Source organism: uncultured Paraglaciecola sp. (genome assembly GCF_913020055.1).
Lineage (GTDB): Bacteria > Pseudomonadota > Gammaproteobacteria > Enterobacterales > Alteromonadaceae > Paraglaciecola.
In genome coordinates, this window is sequence record NZ_CAJWCF010000174.1 from 1 (window position 1) to 4,690 (window position 4,690).

Below are 4,690 nucleotides of genomic sequence, written 5' to 3' on the forward strand. Positions count from 1 at the left end.
ACTGTCAAAGGTTTCTAGTGGTGTCCAATTCAATTTTTTGGCTATCTTACTGGCATCAATGGCATAACGCACATCATGGCCTGCTCTATCAGTCACAAAGGTGATTAAGCTTTCAAAACCTCCTAGGTTCCCGCCTGCGCGGGAATGACTGTTATCTGGTGCGAGTTCTTCCAGTAATTCACAGATGGTTTTAACGACATCAATATTTTGTTTTTCGTTATGTCCGCCGATATTGTAGGTTTCTGCTATTTCACCCGTGGTAGCCACTAACACTAAGGCTCGGGCATGGTCTTCAACAAATAGCCAATCTCTGATTTGATTGCCTTTGCCGTAAACGGGTAAAGGTTGACCTGCTAAGGCGTTAAGAATAACCAATGGAATGAGTTTTTCAGGGAAATGAAATGGGCCGTAGTTATTTGAGCAGTTAGTAATGATCGTTGGCAGATTGAAGGTTCTGTTCCATGCTCTCACTAAGTGGTCGGAGCTGGCTTTTGAGGCCGAGTAAGGTGAACTGGGGGCATACGGCGTCGTTTCGGTGAACAAATCATCCGTACCTTCTAAATCGCCATATACCTCATCGGTTGAAATATGGTGGAAGCGAAAACCTGCTTTTTTTTCTACTTCTAAACTTGTCCAATAAGTTCTAGCCTGTTCCAATAAGTTATAAGTACCGACAATATTGGTTTGAATGAAATCTCCAGGGCCATCAATTGAACGGTCAACATGAGATTCAGCTGCAAGGTGCATAATAATGTCAGGTTGATGTTGGTTAAAGACTCGTTCTATTTCTTTAGCATCACAAATATCAACCTGCTCAAAACTGTAACGTGAATTTTCACTGACTGAGATCAGTGATTCTAAGTTGCCCGCATAGGTGAGCTTATCAACGTTAACAACATGATGGTCGGTGTCATTAATTAAATGCCTGATAACGGCTGAGCCGATAAAGCCGGCACCACCGGTGACTAAAATTGTTGATGTTTTATTTTTCGTATTAGTACTTGTCATGCAAATGTCTCATTCTGTTGATAAAAAACGCTGCCAATTCGATTGATATGGTCAATCAGTTCCTTATTGTCAATATGTTCAAATAGAGATAGATCAAACTGATAAGGTAACATTGCATCATCAAGATCAGACTCTAACTGATTCAACTCTCGCCATGAAATATCACCTAAAATAGTCAGATCAATATCAGATCCCGGTTTATAATTTCCCTTGGCTCGTGAGCCATAAATAATGGCTTTCTTTATATTTTTATTTTCACACAACAGCTCATTGATCTTATCAAAGTCACTTTGACTCAAACCAAATAACTCACGTGTATGAGCTTTATCCATTTTTCTTAATCGCATCAAACCGTTGTTTTAACGCTTCAAATGCCTCAATATAGCTGTGCTGTACCGCTTCAATGATTGCGTTGGTCGTTTCTTCGTTATAAGTGTGTACCGTTCGATTCCTATCTTGCAGCATCGCCATCCAAAGCTGACCATCACTAATCAGTCCACTTTTGTAACTTTGTCTGATGGTATCTCTCGAACCAACTATATTATCAAATCCCTGCCATTGTAGATAATCTTTCAGTAGGTTCCATCCCAGTTCATAGGTGAATTCAAATGCCTGAACAAGACCCTGCTTTTCCAAATTGGATAAGTCTCGCTGGGACATAAGAACCACAGCTTCTGATAATTGCAACAGTCCTTTTTTGTAGTTATCAAAACGTTGAACCCAACGAATATCATTTTCCATATTATTCACCAATTGTTTTTAGGCATTGTTTTAATGACTCTTTCCAATAGGGTATCGAAAGATTAAATTCATGTTTTATTTTTGCTTTATTAAGCAAGCTGTAATGAGGTCGCATTGCCGGTGTTGGATAGTCTTTCGTTTCAATCGGGCTGACATCACAATTGATGTTGCTTAGTTCAAATATTGTTTTGGAAAAATCATACCAACTGCATACACCTTCATTGCTGTAGTGATAAATCTCACTGTTTACGTTGGCTTGTTTGAAGGTGTCACTGCTTACTATTGCCATAATGGCTTGCGCTAAATCATGGGCATAGGTGGGTGTGCCGATTTGGTCAAATATAACATTAAGGGCATCACGTTCTTTGCCTAGTCTCAACATGGTTTTGACAAAGTTATTGCCGTATTCAGAATAGACCCAACTGGTTCTAATGATGAGGGCGCTGTTTGGCATTTCGGCTAAGAGTGCTTGTTCACCTTTTAGCTTGGTTTCACCATAGACGCTTTGTGGTGCTACCTCATCCGTTTCGATGTAAGGTTTATAGTTTTGACCATTAAACACATAGTCGGTTGAGATGTGGATGAGCTTGGTATTGTATTGCTTGGCTAGTTCCGCAAGTTGTTTGACGGCTATATGGTTAATCTTATCGGCCAACTCTGGTTCAGACTCTGCCTTATCAACGGCGGTATAAGCTGCACAGTTGATGATTAGGTCAAACTTATTTTGCTTGAAAAATGCCGTAATGCTTTTACCATTACTAAGATCAAGTTGTTCACGTTGGGCAAAGGTAAAACCATAGTCAGAATAATCTTTGGCAATCATTTTTAGTGACTGCCCTAACTGACCACTACTGCCTGTTACTAATATAGTCCCAATTTTTCCGGTTACCATTCGACAATGCTCCTTCGGTTACTTCGTTTCCGTGAAAACGAGGTTCCATAGGCAGTAGATAGTGCTGCTATCGCGTGGATCCCCGATAAAAGATCTCGGGGATGACGGAGTTGAAATAAAGGTGACAAAGTTGAAAGAAGATGACGGATTTTAAAACCTGCAGATTGAAGTGTCATGGGTATAGTTATAGTTTTGATGTTAAGCATAGTAGTTTGTTGCATAATCAAAACAGTCTGCTAGTTCAGCAAACGTGGGTTGTTTGGTATCTTTATCAGACAAAGACAAGCTATCTGTTGGTAAAACCCAGTCTATATTTAGAGCTTTATCATCAAAGGCTAGGCCACGATCACATTCGGGTGAATAGTAGTTATCGACTTTGTAAGCAAAAGTCGCTGTATCAGTCAGCACTATAAATCCATGAGCAAAACCACGTGGAACAAATAGTTGTTTTTTGTTATCACCTGATAGCTGTACCGCGACATGTTGCCCAAAAGTCGGACTGCCTTTGCGAATATCAACAGCAACATCTAATACGCTGCCTTCAATCACGCGAACGAGTTTGCTTTGGGCATGAGGTGCAAGTTGAAAATGCAGGCCGCGCAAGACACCTTTCGATGATTTAGATTCGTTATCTTGGACAAAGTTAACTTTGTAACCTAGTGCTTGTTCAAGCTTGTCTTGGCGAAAGGTTTCGACAAAATAACCACGGTGGTCTCCGTGTACTTTAGGTTCAATAACTAATACGTCTGGAATTGATTGAGGAATAAACTGCATTAATTACATTCCTTCTTCTGCGCGTTTCAGCAAATATTGGCCATATTGGTTTTTAGCTAAAGGTTGAGCGAGTTCAATCAGTTGTTGTTTGGAAATATACCCTTTCTCAAAAGCGATTTCTTCTAAACAGGCGACTTTTAAGCCTTGGCGTTTTTCAATTGTTTCAATAAATTGAGCCGCTTCTAAGAGACTTTCATGAGTACCAGTATCCAGCCAGGCATAGCCACGCCCCATCAATTCTACTTTAAGTCGCTGCTCAGCAAGATAGGCTTGATTGACTGAGGTAATTTCTAGTTCACCACGATGTGACGGAGTTATTTTTTTGGCTTTTTTAATCACATCATTAGGGTAGAAATACAGCCCTGTAACAGCATAATTACTTTTAGGTTCAGTTGGCTTTTCTTCGATGCTGATGACATTGCCTGAGTCATCAAATTCAGCGACGCCATACCGTTCGGGATCGGCAACGCGATAGCCAAACACGGTCGCTTTGTTTTCTGTTTTGGCATTGTGCACGGCAGTAGAAAGTAGCTCAGGTAAACCATGGCCATGATAGATATTGTCACCCAACACAAGGCAAACATCTTTATCACCAATAAAGTCTTCACCTAATATAAAGGCTTGTGCTAAACCATCTGGGGAAGGTTGGATAACATATTCAAATGACATGCCTAATTCAGAACCATCACCCAGTAAACGCTGAAAACTCAATTGGTCTTCAGGCGTGGTAATAATCAGCACGTCTTGAATACCGGCTAACATCAGTACCGATAATGGATAATACACCATAGGTTTATCGTAGATAGGGACAAGCTGTTTCGACACACCACGCGTTATTGGGTACAAGCGAGTACCACTACCACCTGCTAATATTATCCCTTTCACTTTCCGGTTTCCTTAATTTATTGCCAAATTAAAATTCATATATTTCTATTTGCTATGTCATTAGACAACTAGAACACATATCATAAGTCGCAATTATACCTTAAAACTAATGCTATTTACTCGTTAAAACTACTCTACAGTTACTGATTTTGCTAGATTTCTAGGTTGATCAACATCCGTCCCTTTTATCAAAGCAACATGATAACTGAGTAACTGCAATAGGATATTGTACGTTATCGGTGCCGTAATTCGTCCCACATTCGTAGTTGCTTTAATAACATTAAACCCTTCTTCTGAACTAATGTCTGATTGCTCATCTTCAAATACAATCATTTGGCCACCACGAGCTTTAACTTCTTGTAGGTTTGATTTCAGTTTTTCTAATAAATC

The 4,690-nt window shown here is 39.9% G+C and carries 7 protein-coding genes; all 7 read right to left on the reverse strand.

The window, feature by feature from the left end; all coding sequences use genetic code 11:
• Window positions 1–1,008, reverse strand: a 1,008-nt coding sequence (gene rfbB / locus QZ488_RS21200; RefSeq protein WP_293752503.1) for a dTDP-glucose 4,6-dehydratase, incomplete at its 3' end; no start/stop codon positions are given.
• Window positions 1,005–1,340, reverse strand: coding sequence for a nucleotidyltransferase domain-containing protein (locus tag QZ488_RS21205; RefSeq protein WP_293752505.1), 336 nt, complete (start codon window positions 1,338–1,340; stop codon window positions 1,005–1,007). The genes QZ488_RS21205 and rfbB, both read right to left, overlap by 4 nt.
• Window positions 1,333–1,749: a nucleotidyltransferase substrate binding protein gene (locus tag QZ488_RS21210; RefSeq protein ID WP_293752507.1), complete on the reverse strand. Its 417-nt coding sequence runs from the start codon at window positions 1,747–1,749 to the stop codon at window positions 1,333–1,335. The genes QZ488_RS21205 and QZ488_RS21210 overlap by 8 nt, the downstream gene beginning before the upstream one ends.
• 1 nt (window position 1,750) lies before the next feature.
• A complete protein-coding gene (gene rfbD, locus QZ488_RS21215) occupies window positions 1,751–2,641 on the reverse strand; it encodes a dTDP-4-dehydrorhamnose reductase (RefSeq protein WP_293752509.1) in 891 nt (296 codons plus the stop codon).
• A 198-nt stretch (window positions 2,642–2,839) separates the two neighbouring features.
• Complete coding sequence (rfbC, locus tag QZ488_RS21220; protein ID WP_293752511.1) at window positions 2,840–3,415, reverse strand: dTDP-4-dehydrorhamnose 3,5-epimerase; 576 nt, start codon at window positions 3,413–3,415, stop codon at window positions 2,840–2,842.
• A 3-nt stretch (window positions 3,416–3,418) separates the two neighbouring features.
• Window positions 3,419–4,300 carry a glucose-1-phosphate thymidylyltransferase RfbA gene (rfbA, locus tag QZ488_RS21225; RefSeq protein ID WP_293752513.1) on the reverse strand — a complete coding sequence of 294 codons (882 nt, stop codon included), beginning with the start codon at window positions 4,298–4,300 and terminating at the stop codon, window positions 3,419–3,421.
• A gap of 129 nt (window positions 4,301–4,429) precedes the next feature.
• Window positions 4,430–4,690, reverse strand: a 261-nt coding sequence (locus tag QZ488_RS21230) for an SIS domain-containing protein (RefSeq protein ID WP_293752515.1), incomplete at its 5' end; no start/stop codon positions are given.

Excerpts from the sequence above, each read along its gene's own strand:
- rfbD (WP_293752509.1), bottom strand. The coding sequence starts at position 2,641 with ATGGTAACCGGAAAAATTGGGACTATATTAGTAACAGGCAGTAGTGGT.
- rfbC (WP_293752511.1), bottom strand. The coding sequence starts at position 3,415 with ATGCAGTTTATTCCTCAATCAATTCCAGACGTATTAGTTATTGAACCT.
- QZ488_RS21205 (WP_293752505.1), bottom strand. The coding sequence starts at position 1,340 with ATGGATAAAGCTCATACACGTGAGTTATTTGGTTTGAGTCAAAGTGAC.
- QZ488_RS21210 (WP_293752507.1), bottom strand. The coding sequence starts at position 1,749 with ATGGAAAATGATATTCGTTGGGTTCAACGTTTTGATAACTACAAAAAA.